The following is a 26,030-nucleotide window of genomic DNA, read 5'->3' on the forward strand; positions in this document are numbered from 1 at the left end:
GGAGGCTAAGAGCGCGTCGACAAGAAGACGCGCCTCCAGTAGACGATCCACCGGAAGCCGCGGATCAGCTTTGAGATGGAAGGAAGCGGCGGCGGGAGCCGCCATCCATGCCGGCAGCAGCGTTAACGTGGCGTCAGGTTGTCTGATAACAAAATGCGTCTCACCCCCAAGCCGCTTGCAGGCGACAACCACGACTGACGCTCCGCATCGCGGATGGAACGGGTAAAGGATCTCCACATCAGATCCCAGACACCCGGCATTATGACGCTGGTCCGCCCGGCGTCGGCAAGACGCACTTGTCGATCGCGCTGGGGCGAGAGGCAATCCTGGCCGGGTACACGGTGCAGTTCACCACTGCGACGACGCTGGTCGCGGGCCTTGCCAAGGCGCATGGCGAACGGCGTCTGGACGAGAAACTGCTCGCGCTCTCGAAGCCAAAGCTGTTGATCGTCGACGAGCTCGGTTTACCTGCCGCTGGAACCTGACGCGGCACATTAGTTCTTCCAACTGGTCAGCCGGCGTTATGAAACTGGCGCCATGTTGATCACCTCGAACCGCAGTGTTGCTGAATGGGGCACCGTGTTCGCCGAGCCGATGACTTCATGATGCCTCCTTCTTCGAACGCTTGGTGCGTCGTACCCGATTGCGAAGCTGACTGATTTGTTCGTTTGAGAGCTCGATCTGCCATGGCTGGCCTTTGGCCAGGGGCGCAAGTCGCTGGGCCGACATCAGATCCTCCGCCGCTGTTTTCAGCCGCCATCTCTGGCACAACGACGCGAATCCATTGCGAATCTACGATTGCGAACTTGTGACTCGGGACACTAGCAAGTAGAATGCATGATATCGCGCGTAGGTGACCTGCTTGCGGATCTCGGCAATGACAACAAAGTTGACTGCCTCATCGTCGATGTTGATGCCGTCAAACGGCGACAGAAAGAAGTTTTCGCTGTTTCTAAGCGCGTCGTCTATTCTGCTCTTATCGCGCCGAGAGTGGGTGTGCCCAAGATTGCCAGCTACTCCAATATAATTGCCCCTCGTGACGAACCATCAGGACGGCGCCAGATTTCCAGATTGTAAAGTACCCTAGCCATCAGCATCCAGCGTTTTAGATGTGAGATCTCGACCGAGCGTTGATGCGACGAATGCCCGAGCTTGCTGTCCGAAAGTTGAGGCGGTCTGGTGCGCGGTCGTGAGTTGTTTTGAGTGCTGCCGGGGCATATGCACCGGCGTATTTTGTCCGCTTACGCCATAACAATCGACCCTTCAAATAAACGCCGGACCGAATCTGGAGCATTGGAAACCAAGCTTTTGCATCCGCCCGTTTCGTAACTGTCTGTGGCTTGTTCCCATCATAGGCCAGCAAAAGTCAACCTGATCCTGTGTTTTGGCTTAAGTTTGCTACACAGGAGGGCCATTTTCCCGCGCCCCGTTCACCCCTAAGCAGTCCCCATGTGCAACGGATACTTTGTGCCCGAGCTATCCAGGTTCAGGCGTTGCCCAGTACTCAGGTGGCAAGACCTATTGACCTTTCGCCGTAATTACTCACCAATAGCGCCCGCGATCTCTAGCCGCGGTTCTCGCATGCTGCGGTATGTCTGAACACCGGCCGTGGATCGACGAATGGCGAATTTCTTCGTCCTGGTCTGCCATTCCTTGGCGGGGTGCTTGTTCTCTGCAAGCCCAAGGTCCTGTCGTGCCATTCATGTTCAGCTCGTTTTGTTGCCTTGCTGCGAGACAGCAAGGACCGTGCCAGTTATCGCATCTAGCATGTATTGATGGCTATCGAGAAAGCCTGCGAACACGTCCACAATGAACTCAGCGTCGGCGTGCGTCATCGGTGTCGAGATGGAAGCGGCAGCGCCATGCGGTAAGATAATGTCGTTCTCCACAAAAAAACGCGTGAGCTCCTTCATCACAGTTGCTGCGGCAGGCGCGGGATGGGCCTCACGGTAATCATTCGGAATTTGTGCCACTGGATGGATACGAAAAAGCGAGGCCGCTCCGGTAACGCACAACGGCGCGCCTCGGTTCGAGATGGCCCCGCCAATCCCCTCCCGGACAACATTTCCAAGCAGCTCCAGATGTGCGAAAGCCGCATGATCTAGATGCCGCATGGCGGCAAGACCGGCTGTCATGGATAGCGGATTGGCGGAAAATGTGCCGCCTTGCGGAACTAGTGGCCTGCCCGCTGATGCGTCGAATACTTTCATCACGTCCTCGCGACCGCCGATTGCTCCAATCGGCAAACCGCCGCCGATGATTTTTCCCATCGTGATGAGGTCCGGAACAAGGCCATAGCGGGCGGAACTACCCCGGAAATCCTGCCTGAGATTCAGGACTTCATCGGCAATCACGACAATGCCGTTGTTGCGGGCAGTTTCCTGAATTGCGCCGATGAATTCAGGCTTCGGGGCTATTAGACCACCGCGGCTTGGCATCGGATCCAAAAGGATGGCGGCAAGCTCGTGCGCATGCAGTGACAACAATCGGCGAACGCCCTCAACGTCGTTGAAGCGGAGCACAACCACTTCATCGAGCACGCTTGCGGGTGTCCCGCGATAGAAGGCCGTAGGCTTGGGTGCGGTGGGATCACCCCAATTTTCCGGCGTCGCCGCCAGGCTCACCTCGCCCCAGTCGTAGGCGCCATGATAGGCGCCTTCGAGCTTGGCGATTTTCGAACGCCCGGTGAAGGCCCGCGCAGCCTTGATAGCAAACAGCACGGCCTCTGTTCCCGTATTGACGAAGCGAACGCGATCAACCTGCGGAATGCGGCCGCACAGCAGTTCCGCGAGTTCGATCTCGCCCTCAGTGGGATTTGCGAAACAGCTGCCGCGCTGAAGCTGATGTGTCAGCGCCTCCACGACGGGCGCGAAGGCATGCCCATGGATCAACGTCGTGAAGTTGCAATTGAGGTCGAGATACCGGCGGCCATCGACATCGAACAGATAGCTGCCCTCTCCGCGGTCGATATAGAGCGGCTCCGGATCCCGCTCGACGGTTACTCGGGACGTGCCGTCAGGAAAGACCAGCCGTGCGCGGGCAAAGCTATCCTTAGATCTCTGCCCAACACGCTCGATTCCCGTCACATTCAAACCTGCAAGCTCCTGGTTCACGGTGTCCTCATCGATTTATCTGCCGTTTTGCTGAGTGTGGCCGAGCACTACTTCCTGCCGGGCCCCCTCTGTCGGGACTTTGCCATTTTACGGGTTGTCTCCGGAGCGCCGGCGTCTCCGGAGCGTGAGGTCCCGCTGATCTGAGCACCGCAGGGCTTGCCTGCTCTTGAAATTAAGCGGTGAACAGGATGAGCTCCCCTCGTGCCGAACCGCCGGAATTCACCTGCATCAGCGAGGCCGCCGACATGCGTCCTCGCGCGCGTGCGCCGCAATAGGAGCTTCGGAGTTCGGGATTGCTAGGAGTGTCATTATGCCGGAGCTGCGTGTGGCGGACCATGCCCGTGACCCTCAGATGAGCTGCATCATAGCTTGCGCGGCGAGTTGCCAACTATGGTATATGTGAACAAGGGATCGAGACACTACCTACTCTGGTGAGGAATAGTGCCTTTGATTATTTGAGGAAACGGTGTCGCCAGGTATCAAAGTTGCGCCAGACAAAAGTAAGACGCCAACTCGATCGTAGGCAGCTACCCGGTCGGCGAATTCAGACACACAATAATAGCGTTCTCTTGCCGGTCGCGAGCTCGGCCCCAAGCAGGATTTCACTCGTCACGCCAAGTGCGCACCGCGGTTTATTGTCAGCAAGCGGTCAGCGAGATGTCGATGCAAGGACGTCGATGATCAGCCTTTGTTCACGACGGTTAACTCCGTCCCAGTGGAGGGTGCTGCGCCGTACTCTCTGGCGGAACACTGGACCGAGTCTGACGCATTCTGATCAGCAGGCGGCCGATCTGCCAGCCTGAGTGGTCATCAATTGGGGCCACAGCTCGGATTTTCAGTCAGAGGACACCTTTTTTGCTCTTGCGAGCTTCTCTTCAGAGAGCATTGCCGTACCGATGATGCCATCGCTCTCCAATTGCGCGATCTCGGCATCCGATAGCCATAGAAGCGCTGATAAGTCTCTCTGTTACCTTGTCCAAGCGTCGGCGCCGATGTGCGGATCGCATAGGGCGATCTATCTTCGCGAATCGGCATCGAAGACTGCGGATGCAAGCCTATGAAGGCGCGTTCGATTTCCTGCTGATAGGCGCGCGCTCTGAGATGTCGATCCTTGAGCAGGTCAATGGCAGGCGTGCTACGCCGGCCGCAATCCTTGCATCCTGCAACTCGGACAATCTCTTTCGGTCACATCCTCGATGCCGCGGCGAGCTTCCGCAGATTTCAGCGATGCGTCCATGGCTCAGTCTGGCCGCCCAATGGGGATAGCAAGCCTCTGCCACATGTCGGCGTCCGTCGCGGTTACCACGATCTAATTGTCCTCACCCGCACACCGGAAGCAGCCATGCGGCACGACTGCGTATGTCGATTGCCGTATCGTGTCGGCGGCATACCGCCGATCGAATGGAGGGTAATCCATAGCGCCACAAACGGCATCATGCATTCGATCCGCGCCAGAGTCGATACGGCCCTGACGAGATCAGACGTCTTCGCGTATTCGCGAAAGTCGGCTGCTCGCCGGGAGCCGGAACCTTGCCGTCCCGGCGCGGCGGCATCAATGTCAGCCGCTGCATCGAGCCCGCCGTCAGGCCCTCTTCTTCGCCAAGGAGGACGGGTACGATCGCGCCGCATTCCTCTTCTGCGCGTCCTGCAGCAGATCGGAAATTTCGGGTACCGGGACGATCGGGGATCTTGCCCTTCAGCCATTACGCAAACCACTCCTGCGCTGTCTGCGTCTTCAGCTTCAGCATGAACTCTCGTTTCGATCGGATCCATGTGTTGCAGGCGATCGGCACCGAGGACGAGCGCCGGATCGTCACGCAACGGTCAGATCAAGCATGTCGCAGAAGACGTGCCATTGTGCCGGAGGGATTGTCGTGACGCCGAGCAAGCCCTTTTTGATTTCGTAGATGCCGGCCGGAACGTTCGGCCAGAAGCGGTTTAATGCCGATCCGGCGCATAACGTGGCCGCGCTCGAACGCCTCGAGCATCTGATATTCGCTGAGAGCGAGCTCGCTTCAAAATCACTGAGCGATCACGACCGTCTGGTCCCGGCGCCGTGCATGTCCGCAATCGCCGAGGAACCCGCGGCAGTGAAGCCCCACAGACCGGCTAGGATACCCGTCTGGAATCCGGTGCGTGCAATGGCGGGCCCTCGGCCGGTCCAACCAGCTTGATAAGACCGGCGAGCTCGCGCACTGTCGAATCGGGTGCGGCGGGTCCGGCATAAGGCCCCGCGCGGCCAAACCAGTTTGCTTCGAGGTAGACCAACCCAGGGCGCCGCCGCTGGATCGCGACGATATCAATGGACGGGCAACCTGCGGAATCAACATCGCGGCCATCGACCAGAATGTCGCAATGCTCGATCAGTGCTGTCAGGCGCGTGAGTCGCGTCAGGGTGGATGGCATCCATAATGATGCTAGACTTATTGAAGTTCAGGAACGCAAACCACGCGTTATGGCCCTGGGTGTAAGTGGTGCGCTACGGCGGAGTGGATCGCCTTCTGGCGGCTCGACCTTCTGAACATCGGCGCCGAAAATCGGCAAATAAACCGCGCGCAATAGTCGCCGCCGAGCTACCAATCTCGAGGACCCGGAGATGCGATAACACTCCCATGGAGGGCTCCTTTTTGCAACCAGGCTGATGCTTCGGAATGTCACCTGCCACGCGACTCTAGCCTGTCGACATCGCAACCGCGAAGTTTCTTACCTGACCACGGTCCCGGTGGCTGTGATTGTCGGAAGGTGGCGGCAGTGTGATCGCATTGAGCCTTGATCCGACGTCCACCACCGATGACGACCAGGGAGACGAGCGATACGCCCATGCTGTTCGGCTGAGCCCTGCAACTTTTTTCTTGGTAGAGTATGCGGACAGATCGGCAACTTCATCCATTTCCTTGCGGAAACCAGACCGCACGCAAGCGTCCCCACCCCACGCCGCCGAATTCGCTAGGCGACTACCCCGTGGCATAATAAGTAGGCATGAACACCGAACAGCGAGAGGATGCCGGCGGTTAACGTATCCGCATCCATCTCCTCCATGTTCACGCGCGACTTTATAACGGATCCGCGCGGCTTGAAAATCGAGCATTCCGCGAGCCCGAGCGAGTCCAGCATTGTGCCGTCGGCGGTCAAAAGCGATATGCATCCGCTTAGGCGGCGAACTCGCCGCCCGTGATATCGATGGTTGCACCTGTGATAAAGCCCGCCATCGGCGAGGCCAGAAAGCTTGCGACGTGCGCCACTTCTTGAGCAGTTCCAAAACGGCCGACCGGAATCCTGCTGAGAGCGGAGCGGTTGACCGCGGCCTCGGGTGGTCCAGTCAGATCGCTGAGCACCCGCCCAGGAGCGATACAGTTGACTGTAATACCGTGTGGAGCGAGATCCCGCGCAGCAGCGCGGGTTAATCCGACGAGTCCCGCCTTCGACGCGGCATAGTGCGGCCCTGCGATTATTGGCATGGCACGGCCCGCGAGTGACCCGATATTGATGATACGTCCATAGGCTTCCGCGATCATTGCTGGCGCCAAGAGCCGTATGAGACTGAAGGGACCGTTGAGATTGACATCGATGACCCGCGTCCACTCATCGAGGGATGTCTGCGAAAGCCAAGGTGCATCCTGGTCCACGCGCTTGGGGGAGATGCCTGCATTGTTCACCAAAACCGCTATCTCGCCCCAACGTGCCCGGATGCGCTCAAGAAATCCCTCCACCTCGTTGTGGCGCGTTACGTCGATCCTCTCAGCGTACAGACGCTCTTCTGGACGGTCGAGAATATTAAGCGCCCGCTCCACATGTTCTGCCCTTGTCGCCAGAAAAGCGACCTGATGCCCATCGGCCAAGAACCGGCGGACGATCTCGAGCCCAATCCCGCGTGCTCCTCCGGTCACGAGAGCAACGCGCCCATCGCCTTGATGACTGACTTTTCGTGATTGCAGCATGATCGTGAACCTATCGTAAATGGCACGGAAAGCCGATCCACAGCACCGGGACGAACAGGAGGGTACGGCTCAGGAGGAGCTATCGTAGTTGTGTTGCATCATGCTGCAAACAGGACCGGGTTTTCGCGCCTGGCGTGCAAACATTTGCGTGGAGGACGTTGACTCCGCGGCAGCCGGACCAGTGAGTTTGCGATCGACAATGCCAAACGTTCCAGCGCAGGACGAAGCTTGAGCATGTCGGCGAGTCCTGCTGGCCGGAGCGGTACAAGCTCTCCTGATTTGCGCGTAGCACCTTCGCTGAAACGATCGACGAAAGCACATCGCGAACCGGCGTGATATTAATCTCGAGGTCTTGCGCCAATGTCCCAGACGCGGGATGTTTTCTCAGGGCGCACTGACCGAAAATGACGTGTCTCAGTCGACCATAGGCGCGCTCTCTATGTGCATTCATGCTTGCGTACGGACGCGCCAAGGACGTTGGTTTCATCGATCCGGAGATGCCTTCAAAGTCGAAGAATGGATCAAATATTGACGAGCTTTCATCCTTCTTGTCCGGATGAGACGACAGCAACTTGGTCGCACCGGGCAGCTGCATGAACTCCCTCTACTGAATCATCCTATCACCTCAGAGGGTAGGGCTTGCCGGTTGTTTCGTCGATCTTTTCCAAGATGCAGCCGCACAGCCGCTCTATATCGTGGTCTTCATGATCCGCCGTAATGCACATCCGAATCCCTGCCCTTCCTTGCGCGACAGTCGGAAAAAACGTAACGGAAGTATAGAAGCCGGACTCTAGAAGCTCTTTGGCGATTGCAATCGCGTTGGTTTCGGATCCGATCGCGATCATTCTGATAGGAAATGGATTGCCCTGCTCCGCGGTCGCGACACGACGATCAAAGATCTTGATCCGTTGCGCCAATCGCTGCTGCCGCTCGCCGAGTTCTGCCGATCGGTGAATCTTGCACGAGCCAAGTGCCGCGCCCACCGCCGCCAGATTGGGAGCCACCGAGAACGCATATGGAATGGAGTACCGTCGAAACAGAGCCTCCTGTTCGGCTGTTCCGAGCATCAACATGCCTCCCGATGCCCCGAATCCCTTGGCCAGTGAAGCTACTATGATCGTGCGATCACCCAGGACTTGCGGAAACTGAGAGCGAGCAAATCCCTCACCTTGGCGTCCGAACAGCGATATGCCGTGAGCATCGTCGATATAGAGAAAGAGCCCATGGCGTTCCTGGAGCTGGCGCAGTTCCTTGACAGGTGAATTCCCTCCCATCGAGTAAACACCGTCGCATACGTAGGCGACCACCGGGTGTTCGCGGCACAAGCGTTCAAGAGCCTCGATATCGTTGTGCGGAATCGTTTCCACCCGCGTTTCATCAGCGATTACCGGCTTGTGATAGGCTAGCGATATGTGAGAAAGGCGATCGAATACGACAACCGGCTTCCTTCCACCCGTCAATTGGCCAGAAGCAAGCAGAGGCATCGCGCCTAGATTGGCGAGCATGACGGTGGAAAAGGCGATTACACGTGCGCAGAACATCTCCGACAGGGTCGCTTCAAGCTCTGCCAGAAGATCGAAATTGAGGCGCGTTCGTGCGCATGACCAGTGTAATGACTGATGCGCCTCAATCGCGTCGATCGCGCCAGCGACAATCACCGGATGATTGTCGAGGCCCAAGTAGGAGCATCGCACGAAATCAATTATCTCCGGTCGGTTGTCAAGCGGGCCGTCTCCCAACGAAAACTTGCGTCCGGTCGTGGAACGTCCCTGGACGGCCATGAGACCAGCCGCGTGGGCTGCATCGAAATATGGGCGGCTCTTGTTGACCATGTAGGCGGTGTTCCGAAAATGTCCGGCGGGCCGGCCACCATCGGAGAGCGGATTCCGCTGTCGCATTTCATTCTCCGTTCCATCTTCCGAGCACGCGTATCCGAGCGTTCAGCTGAGCGGGACATGACAGGCGCCTTGGCGATACCGGGCCGCACCGAAGGTGCCATACAAATCCTACGGGCCGCTCGATCGTCCCCTTGTTCAAACATACTTAACAACTGGGGACGCCGGTTGGGCAGCTACCAAATCCGATAGCTAGAGCGCAACAGAATGAGGTAAGATGCGCTAATGTTGGAGCCGCTTCGCTGTGACGATTAGCGATGAATGAGATGCCCGATCAACGCTTGGCCTGGCCGGCGCAGCCCTTTATAGATGCGGCGCACAGGTCGGTGCGATGCTCAGGAGATGCGATCACAATGTTCACGGAGGAGCCTGCGAGGGACACCACACGAATAAGCAATCTTTCCGCGCTCTTCATGTGCTCTAAACACTTGCGCGCTTGCGGCAAACGCGCTTCAAATTTCCTCAACCTTTCCGATCCAGCCGCACGCAAGATAGGTGAACCGAAGACCGATCAAGCAGCGGAGGCGTAGCGGCACACTTCCCCGAGCTTGAACCGGACGCTATAACCGCCGGTCTGATGTCCATTCGATATTGCCTGTCGGCTTGCCGACCATGAGCGGCACGTGGCGATGACGGTATGTACAACATCCACGATTTACGCGTTCTTCTCCGTGTGGACGGACGACCTGGCTTGCGCCGTCCACGCTGGCCGATGATGGATCGCGACGGCAATGCCGCGTAGCCGTTACTGCTGTCTCCATTCTATGGCGATGCACAAAACTTGCTGTGGTCAAACTACCAACGCTAGTGATTGATCAAGATGACATCTCATGGCAACGATAGGCTGACAACCGGGTGGCGGGTCACACGTCACTTGCAAGAATTCGGCATGCAACATCAACCTCACTCTGTTCTCGCCAACCGCGCTGATCCACGTGCTGGCTCCTCGCCCGCAGAAGTGCTCCGCGCCCAGGTCTGCTCGAGCAGCAACCGGCGTGTCGATTGCCCTCTCTTTCGGCTACTGATATCCAAGGAGGCTTCACGGAGCCAGCTCGTCGCTGTAGTTGAGCGGGTCGCGGACTCGACGGTACCGCCTTTACTTCTTGACTGGTGACAGCGGTTTCGGGGATTTCAACAGAGCGCCTCCTGGAACGCAAGCTCTTCGTGGAGCTGCCGGTGTCGCGCTTGAGGACAGCTGTTTTCCAAAGTTAGCTCATTCGTTGGCGAGCTGCATCCCCTCGCCGATATCGACGAGTTCTCCGGCCGGCCGCGCACCGTGAAAGATACCGTCGCAGACGACGTGGCCCTCGTGGCGCGGATCGAACCGCTGATCGCCGGCCATGGAATGGACGAAGCACTCCTACGTGCTAGAGCGTGATGGCATTAGGTTCGATAGCCTGAATTTTTGAGGTAGTTGGCACATTCTTCTGAAGTGAAGGCGTCGAGTGCGTGGCCGACTGCGGTACAGACGGCCTCGACGGTTCGCGCGGCAGCTTTACGAACCAAGTGCTTTAGCTTGGCAAAGACCTGCTCGATCGGGTTCAGGTCGGGCGAGTATTTTGGCAGGAAGAAGAGTTTGGCGCCGACCGAACGGATGAGCTGGCGAACCGCCTTGCTCCTGTGGCTGCCGAGGTTATCCAGGACGACGATGTCGCCGGGCTGAAGGGTCGGCAGGAGAACCTTCTCGATATAGGTGCGGAAGCTCACGCCATCGATCGGCCCCTCGATGAACCATGGCGCATCGATCCGGTCATGGCGCAGGGCCGCCAGGAAGGTCATGGTCTTCCAGCGGCCGTGAGGAACTTTGGCGTGAAGTCGGTGTCCGCGCGGCGCCCATCCCCGCAAGGGGGCCATATCGGTCCTGGTCCAGGTCTCGTCGATGAAGACCAGCCGCTCAGCTTCGACGCGACCTTGATACTTTGCCCACTGGGCTCGCCGCCGCGCCACCTCGGGACGATCGCGTTCGCCAGCCGCCACGCTTTTTTTTGAAGCTGAGCTTCGCGGCATGCACGAAGTCCCACACCGAGTGGTAGTCGACCTTCAGGCCACGACCGGCCAGCTCGGCAACGAGCCCCCGTATAGTGAAATCGCCGTCCTTGATCCGTTGTGACAGCCAGACCGCGTGCTCGCCCGAAATTGCCTTCGGCTTGTAGCCGCCGATCTGGCCAGGCTCAACGCTGCCGGTCTCATCGACCCGCTTCATCCAACCGATGGCTGTGCTGATCGCCACCCCAAACTGCTTGGCGGCCTGATTGCGGGACATCCCGCTCTCAATGGCCGCCACCACGCGCTTGCGAAGATCCAGAGAGTACGGCTTGCCCATCCATGCTGGCCTCCAATCCAGTCAGCATGGTGAATCAGAAACACACTGATTTGGGAATCCCAAATCGATTCAGACTAACCCCATCCCGCTTTTAGCGCTTATGCCGGTACGGGAGCTGACGCGATCCTCATTCACCCGCGTAAGATCACCGCCGACGAGATCCTCTCGTTCGCGAGTTCCTTGCAGAACTGACGGCCCGTCGTAATCATTTCAACGAAATACTATCGAACACCAGGTCTCAACGTACCCTGTGACGGAATCTTCACAGTGATCTGGGCCAACCACTCGATGCGAGCTGCAATGGCGGCAATGCAGCATGTCTGCGGCCGTATTATCGCTGAGGAACGCGTTGCTGGAATTGAGCCACACATCGCGACGCTCGACGATGACTTCGATTTGTTGAGGGGTACGTCGAACTCGCCCGACCGGAAGCGCGATCTCTCCATTCCCCTGATCTACGGCAATAGCTTTCTTATCCACACAGCAACATATTCGTTCTCCACTGGCTTCTGTCATGCACCGTCTTCCCTGCCCTCTCACAGCACATTTATTTGGCGACGAACAGCCACGAGCTGATTCATCTTTTGCTGACCGACCGATGAGGACCATAATTTGGCTCTTTTGATCCGTGGGGTCGCAATTATGAACTCGGTGGCATCACGCGGCCGCAACAACCATCGTCGATTCCGTCCTGCGCGATCTCGCGGTCAGACGGGCGACCATGGATGCAGGCTACGCCTATGCTAAGGTTTTCCGGGCATTGGAGGACCGCCAGATCGATGCCGTTGTACCGGCCAAGGCCTACCGGCAACCTGGCAAGGTCATACCGACGCGGCGCTTTATGCTCGATGCCAAGCACAACCTGGTGCGCTGTCCAACTGGCAAGATCCTGCGGCCCAAGGAAAAGGGTGCAACGGGGCTCTTTGCAACACTTCCATGCGAGCCGCAAAGATTGTTGGGCCTGTTCCCTGCGACCGCATTGCGTGAGCCCCTGCCGCCATGCGCGTGTGGTCATGTTCAACATGGACCACCCGTCGTTACTGAGAGTACGGCGCAAGACGCTCAGATGGAGGAGCATGAACACCATCTCTATCGGCATCATCGTTGGCGAGTCGAGGGCGTACATGGCGAAGCCAAGACTTGGCACGGTCTCGGTCGCACCCTACGCCGTGGCAGAGACAACATGCGTATCCAGGCTTTCCTGACTGCCGCTACTGTCAATCTGAAGAGGTTGGCCGCAGCCGGCTTAACCATCCTGCTCGTGTTCGCTTCCCACCTTAACGATCGGATTCAAGGATCGCCCCAACCTGATGCCCGCCAGCGGCGCGTCCGGAATTTGGAAGGAAGCGAGTCAATCGAAAATACGGGCTTCTTCAACAACCCACGATGCCGGTCTGCACCACAGTCTGCGGATAGACGAGGCGATCGCCTCGGGAAAGCCCTTTAGCCCATCGACCACCGCGATCAGGATATCGTTGACGCCACGCGTCTTCAAATCGTTGATGACCTTGAGCCAGAATTTGGCGCCTTCGGTTTGCTCGATCCACAGGCCGAGAACCTCCTTCTCGCCGTCAGGATTGAGCGCCAGCGCGACATAGACCGCCTTGTTCTTGACCATGCCTTCATCGCGAATCTTGACCCGTAGCGCGTCGAAAAACACCACCGGATAGACCGGGTCGAGCGGACGGCTTTGCCATTCGCGGACCTCATCGAGAACTGCGTCAGTCACCCGGCTGATCAAATCCGGCGAGACTTCGGCCCCATAAAGTTCCGATAAATGCCCCTGGATCTCGCGTACCGTCATGCCGCGCGCGTAGAGGCTCAGGATTTTGTCGTCGAAGCCGTCGAAACGGGTCTGGCCCTTGGCGATCAAGAACGGCTCAAAGCTGCCGGCCCGGTCGCGTGGCACCGCGATCTCGATCTCGCGTCCTCGGTCAGGATCGTCTCCGCGCTCGTCCCGTTGCGGCTATTGCCGCTGCCGCGGCCGGCCGGGTGTTCTCGTACCTGAGATGATTGCTCAGCTCCGCACCAAGCGCCCGCTCAATCAGGGCCTTCTTCAGCTGTTTCAAAAATCAGTCCTCTCTTGTCAGGTGTTCAGGCTTCTCATACTTAGCAAGCAGTTGATCCAGCAGTTCAGGTGTAATCGTCGTGTCGGCGTCATGTGAATCCTTGGTAAGGTAAAACTCACACAAACCTGCCTACACATTCTTCTGACACCCTCCGCCCCATATCAAAAGGAGCCCGTCTCAACCTAACAGCCCTAAAGCAGCCGAGAGACGCGTCATTCCCGTACCGAAACCGCGTGCATGAATCGAACTAGCGAGATGAGGTTTATCAAGGCCGCGACCGAAAGACATGGAAAGACTTCGCCTCGTAACCCGTGAGATAACAGATATTTGATGGTTCGCTCATCGGCAGCGTATCCATCTCGCGCCATTCCATCTCCTGGATCAAGACAATGCGACGGGCGATTCCTAGATCGGACGGCATTCCGTCTCCGGTCAGGTTCATAACATCATTCCCTTTTTTCGGCGAACCGTTGCTGCCAAACGGCTGTCGTCCCCCCGCGTAAGCCCATAGCCACGCCGTTTGCATCTTGCCGAATCAAAGGTCCTCTCATCGGCGAAGATCCGCTCACCCTGTTTGATCTTATCCAGCACGTAGTCGGCGAGCCGCTGCAACTCGAAGCCGACATTTCCCGTCCGTTGCGCCATCAACGATCGCGAGCGCAAATCACATCCTGCTGGTAGAAGGGTTATCGGTAGGTTCCAAGCGCTCGGGCAACGCCGGGCTCCTGGATTACCGGCATTTCACCGCATCCAGGCCCCCCTCCAACACCGCCAGCGCTCATCACCAGCAGCATGACCATCGTCACTCGCGGTGCGCGCTAGCCAGCATCTTCCGCACGCGCTCGGCCGCACCAAGCGACTATATACAGCCCCACTCCGTTGAGGCGAAATCACCCGCCTACCCGCCGCTGATCACGGGTCCCACCCGCACCCCGACCACTGCGCCCGCTCAGGCATAAATTTTCACGCTTTTAGCCCTGGATTTTCAACGCGAGTTTCTGGCGCACCTCATCTGGGCTCATTACCCGCACGCCCATCCGCTCGAGAATCTCTACCGACCTCTGCACGAGCTCGGCGTTGGTCGCGAGCCGCCCGCGAGAGAGGTAGAGATTGTCCTCCAAGCCTACCCGTACGTTCGCGCCGACCAACGGGGCCAGCGCCGCATACGGAAGCTGCATCCGCCCAATTGAAAAAACAGAGTAGACGGCCCGCGGCGGAAGCTGGTGCACCAGCGTCATCAGCGTGATCGGATCATCCGGTGCGCCGTAGCGAATCCCCATGCACAGCTGGATCAACACCGGATCCTCGATCAACTCCTCCTCGATTAAATCGCGCACCAGCACCATGTGACCGGTATCGAACACCTCAAGCTCAGGACGCACACCTAGCTCCTTGACGCGTGCGGCCATCGCGCGCAGCGTCCCGGCGGTGTTGACCATGATGTACTGGCCGCGGGCGCCCCAGTTCATTGTCCCGCAATCCAGAGTGCAAATCTCGGGGCGCAACTCTTCCACATGGACGAGCCGCTCAAGCGCGCCCGCCATGTCCGTCCCCACTGGGTTCGGCGGCAGAGGAGAGTGCGCTTCACCTAGCACGAGGTCGCCGCCCATGCCGGTGGTCAGGTTGATCACCGGATTCACATTCGACTTCCGAATCCTCTGCACCACTGCCCGATACAGCGCCGGATCCCGCGCGCCCCGCCGGGTTTCGGGATCACGCACGTGGATGTGAACCACTGCCGCCCCTGCGCGCGCGGCCTCAATGGCCGAATCCGCGATCTGCTCCGGGGTCACCGGCACATGCGGGCTGTGTTCCACCGAGCTCCCGGACCCTGTGACCGCACAGGTGACAAACACCTCAGAGATCATTCTCACTTCTCCTTTACTGAAAGGACCATCACCAAGCCAGAGCACACTCAGGATAAGCTTCACCTCGTGATGTTCACCCGTTTTAGATACGGAACGTAAGTAGCCTTACCACATAATAACGTTAGCCGCGGGTCTCATCGGGCACTCGTGGCGACGGCGCCGCTGCGAACTCCGTCACAGCCGCGCTCATCATCCAAGCAATCGACGTGCCGTTCGCGGAATTTCGTGCGCTGCTTGCCTGACCAGAGAAAACACGTGTGGCAAGCACCCTGATCTTGCAAGGAGCGGCGGATCGTCGCATTCCTGACATCGGCGCTGGCTACCTAACACAGCTGGCAGAACGAAATGTAGGCTAACGTGATCCCTGTCGCCCTCTCGCGCCGAGGCCGAGCAAGTAAGTGATTGTGACGCGTCGTAGGACCTCAGGGGCGAGGCCCTCTACATCAGTGCATCGGCCGGACATCATGTGTTTTTCCGCCGGTGGTGCGGTGATGCACGCGCTCGAAGCTGTCGAAGCCGTGCTGCTGTGTCCGAGCGCGCGGCGATCGGCAAAAATTGCTAGCAGGCTGGCCGGTCGTTTTGTGGAGCTATGCATTGCAATTCGGAGCGCCGCCTCGTGCGGCAGCAGAAACGTGCGGCCGCTCGCCGATGCTTTCGAGACCTGGCTGTGCGCCAAGCAGACTCTGATCAGCCAAAACATCAAGCTCGCCGAAGCCATGCGCTACGCCCCGTCGCGCTGGCAGGGCTGACGCGCTTCATCGATGACGGCCGCATCGAACTCGACAACAACACGTCGGACGATCAATCCGTGGCATCAAGATCAAGCGGAAGAACGCGCTGTTTGCCGGATCCGACGGCGGTGGCGAGCACTGAGCTGTCGTCGCGTCCTTGAGACCTGCAGCGCAACGACGTCGACCCGATTGCCTATCTCACCCACGTCCTTACGAGAATCGTCAGGGACGTCCAAATCGCGGCGTCGACCAGCTGCTACCTGGGCCTACCGCACTCAATCCCTCAAAGCGGTGGGTTGAAAACGCTTACAGTTCTCCGCAGAACGCAAAACCTAAGATCTCGTCGTCGCTGCTTGTTGCGTTGATGACCTAATAGCCGTTTGTGTGTGCTGCGCCGCAGGCGCGGACTGGGAGCTTACCAGTGGACAACGCATGAATCCGACGCACTTTTGCGTCAGAGAGCTTCTTCAGACATGGCGCGAAGCTCAGTGCCCGTAATGATTGCAGCCGCTATCGAGTTTTACGCTGATGTTATTGATAGACGCCACCTTTGCTGTCTGTCGCTCACGACGCCGGGATGAACTGGACAATCTCAATGGCTCTCCTCAGAATTGGGCAAGCGCCTTTCAAGCGTGCTTTATCGGAATCAGGCGGAGGTTGTTCGTGCCAGTCGTAATGCCAAAGATCTCGCCGGGCTCCGGATGACGCCCAATCGAACGCGCTCCTGCATGGTCAGTTGCGCTTCTTTGACTCAAGCACAACCCGCGTCGCGCCTTGGCAACAGGGGGCATGGAAGACGCTGCTGGGCAGCCTTAGATGACCCGAGTTTCGAGTAAAATACCGGCCCGGCCGGCGCTCTGCAGGTTGCGTTCTGAGATGAGGACCCGTCATGCGGAGCGACTGCGAGATCCACGCTTTCCACCCACAGGTCCGACGGCCTCGCCTGCGACAGTGCCTTAGAACGGCTGGAACGCGCTGCGCGATTGCCGGGCTGGTACTCGTCCAACCCGCTTTCCTGCACGGCGATCTGAATGAGCTCTTCGTCCAGGCGAGCCAGGCGCGAAAGGTCGTTCCGTCCCTCGTGCACTGCTGGCGCCTGAGGTCTTGCAGGAGTAGGCCGTGGGTTTGGCGCTGCCCCTCGACGGCATCCGCGCTTGGAGCGGCTCCTGGGTCTCGCTGAGGCGCCGAGGTGTGGGGAAGCTGTCGGGCATCGGCCGCGTCCCAGATGGTCGGGTGAGTTCGAAGAGGCCAAGCTATAGCTCGATGCACGAGAGTGGCCGCAAGACGAAGCTCTATGCTCGGCCGTGCTGGCCTCTCTGACCTGCAGATGCTGCAACAGCCAACGAGGTTAAGAGCAGAGTCCATTGTTCGAACCTTCGTAAGCTCGTGAATTCCTAGACCACATTCGCTGGCGGCTGCTCTGTGATTTTGCTACGCACTACACTGCGCCGACCGTCCACGCTGACGGGTACCTCACCATCGATGGCAGCGCGACGAACGATCCGACGATGATCGCCGTAATCCCTGGCCGCATAATGCATCGTGGCGCGATTGTCCCAGATAGCGACGTCGCCCTGCTTCCAATTCCAGCGCACAGTGTTTTCGGGCGCGATGATATGGGACTGGAATAGATCGAGCAATCGTTGGCCGTCGTATTTTGGGATATCAACAAAACGTGTCACATAAGAGCCGAGCACCAGCGTGCGCTCACCGGTCTCGGGGTGGACCCGTACTACGGGATGGTCAGTCTCGAATCTTGTTCTGGTGAGGAATTTGTCATAAAGCTTCTTATCGGCTTCGCTGGGCCGGACAGTTACAGCGAAGTCGAACGCGCTGCTGTGAACCGCCCAGAGCTCGTCGGCGAGCCGTTGCAGCGGCGGCGGCAGGTCGAGATAAGCAGCCGCGGTGTTTGACCACACCGTGTCGCCGCCGAGTAGTGGGATCACAACGCCCCGCAGTACCAAAATCTTGGGATACGCTTCCACGCAGGACACATCAATGTGCCAATTATCAGCCCGGACACCTCCGCGTGTGGAATCAATTTCGAGGATCGACATCGTTCCCTCTGCAGCACCTAGCGGCGGCGGCACGAGTTTTCCCAGACGACGGGCAAAGCGCTCCTGCTCGGTGTCGTCGAGGTGACCCTGGTCGCGGAGGAAGATGACTTTGTGCTCAAGTAACAAGCCGTTGATCACAGCGATTGTCTGGTCCGGCAAGTCACCCGACAGCTTGATATTCCTGATTTCAGCGCCGATGCGAGCCGCGCGTTTGACGACTTCGATACGCGGAACGATGTTATCATCAATAAAGGCCGCTTCACTCATGTTACATTCTCCAGGTTTTAGATTGCTTTCCCAGACAAGCCATTCAGCCGCGATGTAAGTAAGAGCTGGATTTCATGGGAAATCGGCGGTGATCGGCGCGTTGGTGCGATGGAGATCGACCAAGCGCCCGTGGTTGATTAGCACCATTTCCTGATTCGGTGAGCTTCTCACGATCGCGAATACTGTCTCGTTCGGTCGAAGTGAGTGTTAAGCGCCTAGGTGCGGGTGAATGGTAGCTGGCGTTCATTGGTAGACCTCGCGTCGCTGGACTATCTCAGCAAGGGCCATGCCACTCGGAAGACCGCGCCTTGAGCCAGCCGTTTACAGGAAAATGGCTCATAAGGCCAATGATAGCGCGGACTCGCGCTTTAACGCATCATACTGTATTGTCGGGTACGTTGTGAGGTACACGACAAGTGCAGGTCGACGTCGGGTACACGACAAGTACAGGTCGAGCACAATGCAGAGGGCTGGGCTTTCTGCATAGGAGCGCGCAACGCTCATAATCTACGCATCCCTATCAGGTCCTGGCTTCAATGGGCTGGTTATGACTCTGGCAACGTGCTCATATCCGGAACACTATGACTACTGCGTCCACAACACCGTCCGAAATCTCGCAGCAGTTCAACGGAAGCGGATTCGGAAGACTCCGCGGCGCCTGCCCTCCAATAAAGGCCTAATATTTCAAGCATCGTCCGAGAACGCTCAAGCCATTCGCGCATCCCGCCTAGGTGTTAGGCCATCAATTGTAGGTGCTTCTCGACATCTCTGCCAATTTGACTGACATCGATGGTATCGATCTCATGGTTGAGTCGCGCATGCAGCCAAGCCGCTCGAACTTTCTCCATCAATCGCGGCAGCGTGCTTTCGGACAATGAGATGCCGAGCACGATTAACGCCTGTGCTGTGGTATAACTTAACTTGAAGATGGAGCGCTCGCCCAGGCCGAGCCGCGATGGGCAGGCGGCTTCTTTAATACGTAGCTGCCTTTATTTGCCTTTAAGTTGTCCTCGGACCATGGCACTCAACGCGATTTCGGTGAGGCCTGACGGCCCGCCTCACATAAGCGTGTTGCCGGCCGGCTTATCGCTGCCGGGACTAGATAAGTCCCGAGCCCGCGATCTTGTTCAGATATTGCGGGACGTTTTCTGTCCTGCCTTTTTGCCGTTGACAGGAGAACAGTTGCGCTCCGGTCAACTGCCAAACATTAGCAATTGATCTAAACCACCGAAGCATGTCACTCATTGGCTGTGAACGTCGGAGACTGGTCAAAGGTCAATCAGGTGGTCGGGATGCAACATCTACACTCTCTTCTCGCCAACCATCTCAATCCACGCGCTGCCTCGTCGTCTGCATAAATGCCGCGCTCTCAGGCCTGCTCCAACCGCGATCTCTGCTTGGTCAAGGAGACGCAAGATAGACCCGACGGCTATCGCCATCTAGTTTTCAAACCTATGTGGGGCGAACCCGCCAACGGCCTACTCTCTCGGCCTACCCCGGTGCTAATGATGCTTTGCCGCAGATCCCATCGCGCATTGAAGTCGGAAGACCGGCACGACGCCTGTGGCATTTTGCCGGAAAGGCGGGAGCCATCCTGTAAGGACAGATAATTGTGGACGTATTGATACGCAAAAGCAGGTTGCCAACTGCTATCGCATCTCGCCTGACCATACCTCTGATCGTCGCACCTATGTCCCATGTCTCCGGCATAGGTCTTGTGACTACTGTCTGCCGGTCGGGGGCCATCGGCTCGTTTCCTACAACCAACGCCCGATCGGTTGAGGAGCTTGACCGTTGGCTAATTCGTATTAAGCATGATCTCGCTCGGCTGGACCGGCCGGCCGCACCGCACTGCCCAAACCTCATCGTCCGGCAGGAGCGGTTCAAAGATGATCTTGCCTGTCTCGTTCGCCACAAAGTCGAGATTGTGATCACCAGCGTAGGATCGCCGGCCGCGGCGATCGAACCGCTGCACGAAATTGGTTGTCTCGTGTTCGCCGATATTGCTTCATTGCGCCATGCGGAAAAGGCCATAGACGCCGGTGCGGATGGCTTGATTCTTCTTACTGCGGGGGCTGGAGGCCATACCGGCTGGGCCAATCCGTTTGCTTTTGTTCGCGCGGTTCGCGCCATGTTCGATGGTCCAATCGTACTTGCGGGAGGTATCACCGATGGCGTTTCACTCGCGGCGGCACGTTTGCTCGGGTGCGACCTCGCCTGCATGGGTACCCGTTTCATTGCCACGAGGGAGAGCATGGCAAGCAATGCCTATCGTCAAATGTTGGTCGATAGCACGCTTGACGACGTAGTTATGACCAAGGCTTTCTCTGGACTCGATGCCAACATGCTACGCCCCTCTATCGTAGCCGCCGGTTTTGATCCATCAAAACTCGACGAAGCCGTGTCCGTGGCACGCGCCAAGCAAAAATTTGGAGGCAAGAATCCCGAAGGGCCGCGGCGCTGGACGCAAATTTGGAGTGCTGGTCACTCCGTTTCAGGCGTATGCTCGATCACGGGTGCCGCCGAGTTGGTGAATGAACTCGCCCGAGAATACGAATCGGTCTTCAAATAATCGCCGTGTAAGAAACGATTTTGTTTGACAGACCCTGCTCTGGGCCGACTCTGCGCTAAGTGCAGATAGCTCCCATCGGCGGTAATTCGCGCAAGCATGCCAGCCTTTTCGAGCGCATCCTGCTCGGCCTGGTGGAACGTCGACTCGTGGTTGCAATCCGATACTGCCATGATGGCGATGAACTCAGGTTGGCAGCTCAGCAGCGTGGTCGAGCTGAAGAAACGACTTCGCGAGCCGCGGGGCACCGGGATAGACCGCTGAAAGCTCGGCATTCTATCCCCTCGAGACCCAGGTCGCCATCATAGCGGTTCAAGGCCTACCAACTCCGATCCCGAATCTGCCACGAGCTCGCCGGTTCGAGGAAGGCAAGTCCGCCATGCGCAAGCAGACTCTTCGATTGTCCGAGTTTCGAAGTGAATAGGCTTCTGGCGCGCTTCCAGCTGGGCTAACTCCGAGCTATGGCTCCGTCACACTTACCTCATCTCCCTCGGTGCGACCACCTCGGGGGCGGAGTCAGGATCCTCGGGAACTGCGCTGCGATGATTACTATCTGCGGCCAGGCCGAGCTAGTTCAAGTGGAAAAAAGAGATATCGCGTATTGGTCCCATGGAGCGCGGCGTTGCGCGCTTGCTTTTATAGAGAGTCTCCGGCGTGGGATCTTTTGCTCGAGGCTCCTATCCAGAGACGCTGCCATGGCCAGCGAGGTTCACATTTGATCTGCTCGGAGTTGTGGAACTAAGCAAACCCATTTCCCGGAAGACCTTCCTCTCTGGGGGCTTCGGTGGTTGTATCGGTCGCTTTCGCGAGAATGTCGCAGCCATTCGTTCGTGAGCTGCCGTGCTCAATGCCTGGAGAGGACGTCAGCTGCGGTTTCCTAGCCAAATGTCAGCAGCTTAGCCCATGGCTGAGCTGGGCAATGCGATTACTTAGTCCGAGGTGACAGACCTTTCAGCATGAAAGATATGGCATCATCCGTCCGTTGTACCATGCAACGGCCGACAGAGAGTCAAATCGAGAATCCCCGAGCAAATACGTAAATTGAGAGCGATCTTGCGATTTCCTCCAGAGTTGGTAGGAGTGCCTTCTTCCCATTTACTGTATTCTTCATCATCGCTGACGGACCACAGGCTGGCGACCAAACCGCTACATTCATTTAATAGTGGACCGTGCAAGAAATGCCGGCCGTGACAACTAGAAACTGGAGGCTAGCACCTAAACGAGAGCTGCATATTCTATGCATTGCATCGATGTCGGGGTTATACATACATGGCACGTGGGGGTAAACAATTCACGCCTCCCGGCAGCATTCCTAGATGCCGCGATTGCACGCCGGATATTGGGGTGAGAAGAAAGTGCCAACGTAGCAATGGGATCGCTGACGATGACGTCAAGTTCAAGATGCGGCCCTATGCTGCTTTTTGAGATCGGCATGCCCTTTGCTTGCCATATTCGATCGACTGGAATTCTGGCACGGTAAGTCGCACTTGTCAGGCTAACGCCTTTCAAGCAGCTGCAGCATGGATTTGAGAAGGGTTGGCTGAGGGAGCATACTCTCCGAAAGTCATGGAAGAATCGTGATTATGAAGGTTAGATCTCCTTCGTGTAGCACCACATCGTCGACCGTCTTTCTCGGCAGGAATCGTTGCGGCAACTGGGTTGCCCGCGAACAGAATGGCATTTTTGGCGGCATATTTGTTAACCGCGCTCAAGCGTTCAAATACGCGCTGATCAAGAATGGCTTTCATCCGGACGCTATCATCGAAGTGTCGCGCGAGATCGAAATCGATATTCGGACCGATCGGGAGATTGGCAGCACGAAGTGTGTGTCGTAATGCATCGGCGCAAAGGCTGATCGATCGGTCGAGCTTTGCTGCGCAATCACCAGTTTGGATTCTGATCGCCAGGGCCCCGATAATATCGACGTTGATCTCTCGCGAAGATGCGGATTGGCTGAGGCGCTGCGCTCGTGACATGCCCGAGCCGAGCGAAGCTCGTACCGCCGAGTGCTAAATATGAAAGAGTGGCAGTGACCATTCAAAAGACGACATGCAAAAATCCTCGCCCGGTATTTGTCGGGTCCATGGCCGAAGAAAACAACCAGCCAGCCGCACTCGTTATTGATGCCTCGTTGCACACGCGTTCACGGCCTTCGGTGAGACTCAACAGCTCTGTCATAGAAGCGGGACGGAGGGTGCAGAATTTCTCATTCAGCTCGTATCGGGTGACATTTCCCAGCTGTCCGGCCGGCTGTCGAGTGACCGCGTCGAGGATGCGGTTCTGGAGGAGCGGCTGTTTGCAGCCGCCGGAGCCAGGCCGGAGGCGGCGCGCGGAGCCGGACTGGGCGGCCATTCACCGCGAGTTCAAGAAGAATGTAATGTTGTCGATCCTCTGGGAGGAATACATCGCCAGCGAGCCGCATGGCTATCCGTATAGCCGTTTTTGTGAACTTTATAAGGTCGTCTGTCGACAACGATGCGCCAATCGCATGCAGCCGGCGACAAGCTGTTCGTAAACTATGGGGGGCGACGGGGTGCCGGTGGTCGACCGCCTGACCGGCGAGATTCGTAACGCGCAGATCTTTGTCGCAGTGCTGAGCGCCTCGGTCTTCACCTACGCGCAGGCGACCGGGACGCAAGGGCTGTCCGAGTGGATCAGCGGTCATCTCGTCGCGTTCGAGGCGATCAGCGGCGTGCCGGCTCTGGTCGTACCGATAATGCCAAGACCGCCGTGATCAAGGCGTGCTTCTACGACTCGCAGATCAACCGCAGCTACGCCGAGATGGCGGCGCATTACGGCACGGCCATTCTGCCGGCGCGACCGCGCCATCCGCGCAAGGCCAAGGTCGAGCAGGCGCTGCGTGGTAATCGAGCGTTGGCTGATCGGTGGCTTGCGCCACCGCGTCTTCCACAGCCTCGCCGAGCGCAATGCAGTGATCGGCTGCGATGTTACACAGGTTCAATGACGAGCGCCCGATCCGCCGGCTCGGCGTGACGCGCCGGCAATTGTTCGACGACGAATTGGGCAAAGTCGATCTGCGCCTGTCGTCGAGCGGCGTCTCAAAACGGACCACAAAACTAGTCCGCGGCGGTCGAAGCTCACGATGATCGCCGTGCATCCACCCTGATATCCGCGCTCCTTGAGTTCTCGCGATAGGCGGCGGCCGGTCAGGGCCGGGAATGCGGCGAGCCGTTCGCGCAGATATGGTACGAACGGCTCAATCCGACGCACGCGCGGCAGCCGCGGCTGTAAGCCGGCGCAGTCAGGCGCTTGCCGATGTGCGTGCGCACCATTGCGTCGCGGGGTTCGGTGCAATTAGGCTCGGCTTGGCATCGAGGGTCCAACACGACGGCGGCAAGCTTGTTCGCATGTAATGATAGTAACCGGCGTACAGCTTCGAGATCATTGAAGCCGAGCACAACCACCTCTTCGAGCACGCTCGCTGACATTCCCCGATAAGAGACTGTCGATTTGGGTGCGAGGAAATCACCCCAATTTCCGGCTCACCTCAGCCCAGTCGTAGGCAACATCATAAGCGCCCTCGAGCTTAGCGATCTTCGATCGTCCGGTGAAGGCTGGGTAGCCTGAGTCGCAAACAGCACAGCCTCGGTCCCCTTGTTGACGAAGCGCACACGATCAACCTAGGGAATGCGCTCGCAAACCAGTTCGGCAAGTTCGACTGTCGGATTTCCGAAGCAGCTGCCGCGCTGGAACGATCTTCCCGCTTCCGGCGGCTGGGCTCCTTGTGAGCGTCGGTATCGCAGGGGGCGTGGACCGCGAGGCTATGGCTTCAGCGGCAGTTGGCGCGTTACGGCTTCCCCGACCGACCAGGGATCAACGTCCGAAATTACAATTGAGATCCAGAAAAAGCGGGCGTCAATGTCGAACAGATGGCTGCCCATTCCGCGTTGCCATTCGGCTGTCGAGTATACGTGAGCTACTATCGTCAGTGCAGGTAAGCGTCGCAGTACTCAGGTTGGCCTTATCTCGGTCCACAGAAATGCCTGTTTTCCTGAGGCAACTCGCCGATCGCAAGGGTGGTCCTCCGAGTCTTAAAGCCTGGATGGATTCTCCGTCATTTGCTGAATGCATGAAGGACCTCCCCATGCTCTGGCTTGACCTTCGCTGGAATGAATAACTCGGTGCCGTGTGGCGTTTGGACTTTTTTGGAAAGACTCTGCCCTTGTCGAGTACGCGGCCTGCCAGCCCGGCAAGGCCTATTGATCGTCAATCGGCGCCGAATACTTGCGGACAATCTATGCGACTGTGCACCAAACTTAAGGTCCGCCCGCTCCCACTCGCGAAGATGGCACAGCTAGCATCAGATTGCTTCTGTCGTGGCGTTCAACTTGGCTTCTCAGCTCCTCCCCGGTCAGCCAAATAAGCCAGTCGTCGTCCACAATATTCTCTTCCACCAGCTGCAATATCGATCCGCCTGGCTCATGATGTAGCATTTCGTATTGGGCAACGAGCCCCTTATCCAACGAAAAGCGACCCACAAGCGAACATAAGAAGTCAGGGGCCCACATGGCAAAGGACACACCATGTGCTATTCCGGCCGTGATCTTGGCCAGTCCCTGTCCTCTAAGGTCTCTGCGGATCCAAAGATCCCCGTGGTACGCAACTTTCCCGGTGATCTTCTTCGCACTTGGTGCCGTGCAAGTACAACGATCCTCGGGATGCGCATGCATGGCCGGATTACAGTAAAACGCCTTCAGCGATTGAAGATGTTCTGCAAAGTTGCTGCAGGACAGGTCATACAACCGAGCAGCGTCTGTGACTGCGACTTCGCCATTCTTGTCGACGCCTATGATCCAATATCCCTCGCCTAGTTCAATTGGGGAGCGATCTGGCCGGAAATTTGGATATGTTCGCCCTTTCGTCGGAGTGGCCTCCGTCATCGAGACATACTCACGAAAATCGAATCCTATCGAAAACTTGATGCCTTTTTGACACGCCGCGTCGTCATACACTTGAAGAAAGCGGGAGACCTGCAATGGATTGGTCGGGCTTGTCATTGCTGTCACCTCTTCACACCGCGAATAAGCTGATGCTAGAACATCTGTATTGGATCGAAACACTACCTACTCTGGTGGGAGTTTTTGCAATCCACAAATTTGGATTACGCATCAATATTCAACAAAGGAAGACGTGCCGAGCGGTTGCGCCGCTCGGCGCAAATGATGTCTTCAGGCCAGTT

General features: G+C 57.7%; 15 protein-coding genes and 6 pseudogenes. 5 read left to right on the forward strand and 16 right to left on the reverse strand.

The features are described from left to right. Positions 1–269 precede the first annotated feature (269 nt). A pseudogene (locus QA643_RS25625) lies at positions 270–603 on the forward strand (ATP-binding protein); the annotation flags it as partial. Between the two features lie 1,103 nt (positions 604–1,706). Here QA643_RS25625 and QA643_RS25630 read toward each other — a convergent pair. The 8 genes from QA643_RS25630 to QA643_RS25665 form a co-directional block, all read right to left on the reverse strand. Further along, the gene (locus tag QA643_RS25630; RefSeq protein WP_283028616.1) at positions 1,707–3,113 is read right to left on the reverse strand and encodes an aspartate aminotransferase family protein; all 1,407 of its coding nucleotides are present in this window, start codon (positions 3,111–3,113) and stop codon (positions 1,707–1,709) included. A gap of 2,109 nt (positions 3,114–5,222) precedes the next feature. After that, positions 5,223–5,519, reverse strand: coding sequence for a CoA transferase (locus QA643_RS25635; RefSeq protein WP_283028617.1), 297 nt, complete (start codon positions 5,517–5,519; stop codon positions 5,223–5,225). A 540-nt stretch (positions 5,520–6,059) separates the two neighbouring features. After that, on the reverse strand, positions 6,060–6,245 hold the full coding sequence (locus tag QA643_RS25640) for a hypothetical protein (protein WP_283028618.1): 186 nt from the start codon (positions 6,243–6,245) through the stop codon (positions 6,060–6,062). Positions 6,246–6,262: 17 nt separating this feature from the next. Further along, positions 6,263–7,051, reverse strand: coding sequence for an SDR family NAD(P)-dependent oxidoreductase (locus tag QA643_RS25645; protein WP_283028619.1), 789 nt, complete (start codon positions 7,049–7,051; stop codon positions 6,263–6,265). A 79-nt stretch (positions 7,052–7,130) separates the two neighbouring features. Continuing rightward, on the reverse strand, positions 7,131–7,646 hold the full coding sequence (locus tag QA643_RS25650) for a hypothetical protein (RefSeq protein WP_283028620.1): 516 nt from the start codon (positions 7,644–7,646) through the stop codon (positions 7,131–7,133). 25 nt (positions 7,647–7,671) lie between these two features. After that, positions 7,672–8,949, reverse strand: a complete 1,278-nt coding sequence (locus tag QA643_RS25655; RefSeq protein WP_283028621.1) for an aminotransferase class I/II-fold pyridoxal phosphate-dependent enzyme — start codon at positions 8,947–8,949, stop codon at positions 7,672–7,674. A 1,210-nt stretch (positions 8,950–10,159) separates the two neighbouring features. Then, positions 10,160–10,288 (reverse strand): hypothetical protein, encoded by a 129-nt coding sequence (locus QA643_RS38745; protein WP_349253225.1) that lies wholly within the window; start codon positions 10,286–10,288, stop codon positions 10,160–10,162. A gap of 41 nt (positions 10,289–10,329) precedes the next feature. After that, positions 10,330–11,269, reverse strand: a protein-coding gene (locus QA643_RS25665) for an IS630 family transposase (protein ID WP_283028607.1) whose coding sequence is annotated in 2 segments (ribosomal slippage) — positions 10,330–10,924 and positions 10,923–11,269 — 942 coding nt in all. Because the reading frame shifts where the segments join, the coding sequence is not laid out codon by codon here. Positions 11,270–11,536: 267 nt separating this feature from the next. On the opposite strand from QA643_RS25665, the gene QA643_RS38750 reads away from it, so the two are divergent. After that, positions 11,537–11,845 carry a hypothetical protein gene (locus tag QA643_RS38750; protein WP_349253226.1) on the forward strand — a complete coding sequence of 103 codons (309 nt, stop codon included), beginning with the start codon at positions 11,537–11,539 and terminating at the stop codon, positions 11,843–11,845. 806 nt (positions 11,846–12,651) lie between these two features. Here QA643_RS38750 and QA643_RS25675 read toward each other — a convergent pair. The 4 genes and pseudogenes from QA643_RS25675 to QA643_RS25690 form a co-directional block, all read right to left on the reverse strand. Continuing rightward, positions 12,652–13,389: pseudogene (locus QA643_RS25675) on the reverse strand (IS256 family transposase); the annotation flags it as partial. Positions 13,390–13,603: 214 nt separating this feature from the next. Beyond that, positions 13,604–13,780 carry a hypothetical protein gene (locus QA643_RS25680; RefSeq protein WP_283035101.1) on the reverse strand — a complete coding sequence of 59 codons (177 nt, stop codon included), beginning with the start codon at positions 13,778–13,780 and terminating at the stop codon, positions 13,604–13,606. Positions 13,781–13,798: 18 nt separating this feature from the next. Continuing rightward, positions 13,799–13,986: pseudogene (locus QA643_RS25685) on the reverse strand (transposase); the annotation flags it as partial. 323 nt (positions 13,987–14,309) lie between these two features. Continuing rightward, positions 14,310–15,206, reverse strand: a complete 897-nt coding sequence (locus QA643_RS25690) for a 3-keto-5-aminohexanoate cleavage protein (RefSeq protein ID WP_283028622.1) — start codon at positions 15,204–15,206, stop codon at positions 14,310–14,312. Between the two features lie 635 nt (positions 15,207–15,841). Between QA643_RS25690 and QA643_RS25695 the strand changes: the two are divergent. Further along, positions 15,842–16,199: pseudogene (locus tag QA643_RS25695) on the forward strand (transposase); the annotation flags it as partial. Positions 16,200–17,331: 1,132 nt separating this feature from the next. Here QA643_RS25695 and QA643_RS25700 read toward each other — a convergent pair. Next, entirely contained in the window at positions 17,332–18,261 is a 930-nt protein-coding gene (locus QA643_RS25700) for a TauD/TfdA family dioxygenase (protein WP_283028623.1), read from the reverse strand. Between the two features lie 1,690 nt (positions 18,262–19,951). Here QA643_RS25700 and QA643_RS25705 point away from each other — a divergent pair. Then, a complete protein-coding gene (locus QA643_RS25705) occupies positions 19,952–20,833 on the forward strand; it encodes a nitronate monooxygenase (protein WP_283034930.1) in 882 nt (293 codons plus the stop codon). Positions 20,834–22,335: 1,502 nt separating this feature from the next. Here QA643_RS25705 and QA643_RS38755 read toward each other — a convergent pair. Then, on the reverse strand, positions 22,336–22,806 hold the full coding sequence (locus QA643_RS38755) for a hypothetical protein (protein ID WP_349253227.1): 471 nt from the start codon (positions 22,804–22,806) through the stop codon (positions 22,336–22,338). Between the two features lie 283 nt (positions 22,807–23,089). On the opposite strand from QA643_RS38755, the pseudogene istA reads away from it, so the two are divergent. Continuing rightward, positions 23,090–23,847: pseudogene (gene istA / locus QA643_RS25715) on the forward strand (IS21 family transposase); the annotation flags it as partial. A gap of 88 nt (positions 23,848–23,935) precedes the next feature. Here istA and QA643_RS25720 read toward each other — a convergent pair. Both QA643_RS25720 and QA643_RS25725 read right to left on the reverse strand, forming a co-directional pair. Next, a pseudogene (locus tag QA643_RS25720) lies at positions 23,936–24,076 on the reverse strand (IS21 family transposase); the annotation flags it as partial. Positions 24,077–25,107: 1,031 nt separating this feature from the next. Beyond that, a complete protein-coding gene (locus QA643_RS25725) occupies positions 25,108–25,848 on the reverse strand; it encodes a hypothetical protein (protein WP_283028624.1) in 741 nt (246 codons plus the stop codon). Positions 25,849–26,030: the final 182 nt, after the last annotated feature.

Origin of the sequence: Bradyrhizobium sp. CB3481, assembly GCF_029714305.1 — a bacterium.
GTDB lineage: Bacteria > Pseudomonadota > Alphaproteobacteria > Rhizobiales > Xanthobacteraceae > Bradyrhizobium.

Bases quoted from the DNA above. Each gene is read 5' to 3' on its own strand.
- QA643_RS25635 (WP_283028617.1), bottom strand. From the start codon at position 5,519: ATGCCATCCACCCTGACGCGACTCACGCGCCTGACAGCACTGATCGAG.
- QA643_RS25645 (WP_283028619.1), bottom strand. From the start codon at position 7,051: ATGCTGCAATCACGAAAAGTCAGTCATCAAGGCGATGGGCGCGTTGCT.
- QA643_RS25650 (WP_283028620.1), bottom strand. From the start codon at position 7,646: ATGCAGCTGCCCGGTGCGACCAAGTTGCTGTCGTCTCATCCGGACAAG.
- QA643_RS25655 (WP_283028621.1), bottom strand. From the start codon at position 8,949: ATGCGACAGCGGAATCCGCTCTCCGATGGTGGCCGGCCCGCCGGACAT.
- QA643_RS38745 (WP_349253225.1), bottom strand. From the start codon at position 10,288: ATGGCCGGCGATCAGCGGTTCGATCCGCGCCACGAGGGCCACGTCGTC.
- QA643_RS25680 (WP_283035101.1), bottom strand. From the start codon at position 13,780: ATGAACCTGACCGGAGACGGAATGCCGTCCGATCTAGGAATCGCCCGT.
- QA643_RS25690 (WP_283028622.1), bottom strand. From the start codon at position 15,206: ATGATCTCTGAGGTGTTTGTCACCTGTGCGGTCACAGGGTCCGGGAGC.
- QA643_RS25700 (WP_283028623.1), bottom strand. From the start codon at position 18,261: ATGAGTGAAGCGGCCTTTATTGATGATAACATCGTTCCGCGTATCGAA.
- QA643_RS25705 (WP_283034930.1), top strand. From the start codon at position 19,952: ATGTCCCATGTCTCCGGCATAGGTCTTGTGACTACTGTCTGCCGGTCG.
- QA643_RS38755 (WP_349253227.1), bottom strand. From the start codon at position 22,806: ATGTCACGAGCGCAGCGCCTCAGCCAATCCGCATCTTCGCGAGAGATC.
- QA643_RS25725 (WP_283028624.1), bottom strand. From the start codon at position 25,848: ATGACAAGCCCGACCAATCCATTGCAGGTCTCCCGCTTTCTTCAAGTG.